1 protein-coding gene is annotated in these 502 nt (G+C 64.9%); it reads right to left on the reverse strand.

Going from position 1 to position 502, the window contains the following annotated elements; translation table 11 throughout:
• A partial coding sequence (locus ZRA01_RS20460; RefSeq protein WP_141355207.1) for a type I restriction enzyme subunit R domain-containing protein occupies positions 1-502 on the reverse strand: 502 nt, incomplete at both ends.

A 502-nucleotide genomic window follows, 5' to 3' on the forward strand; every position in this document is an offset into this window, starting at 1 on the left:
GGTCCACATCAAAGCTGTCGTAAAAGCCCGTGGCGTCCAGCTTGGCGCGCAGGTCGAAGACCAGGTTGGGGTCGGTGTTGGCCTCCAGCCGGGCCGTCTCGTAATAGGTCTTGAAGGCGGCCAGAATCTCCTCGGCGTCGTTCACGAAGTCGAGGATGTAGGTGGTGTCCTTGCCCGGGTGGGCGCGGTTGAGGCGTGACAGCGTCTGCACCGCCTGGATGCCCGCCAGGCGCTTGTCCACGTACATGCCGCACAGCAGCGGCTGGTCGAAGCCGGTCTGGAACTTGTTGGCGACCAGCAGCAGGTGATAGCCGGGTGCCTTGAACGCCTCCCGGATGTCGCCCTTGAGGCCGGGGTTGAGCGTCTTGCTGTGCTCGCTGACGGGCTCCGGGTAGCTCTCCGGGTCATCGATTTCCCCGGAGAACGCCACCAGCGCGCCAAGGGGGTAGTTCCGCTTCCGGATGTAGCCGGTGATCGCCTTCTGCCAGCGCACCGCCTCCTT

This window comes from Zoogloea ramigera (genome assembly GCF_006539865.1).
Taxonomy (GTDB): Bacteria; Pseudomonadota; Gammaproteobacteria; order Burkholderiales; family Rhodocyclaceae; genus Zoogloea; species Zoogloea ramigera.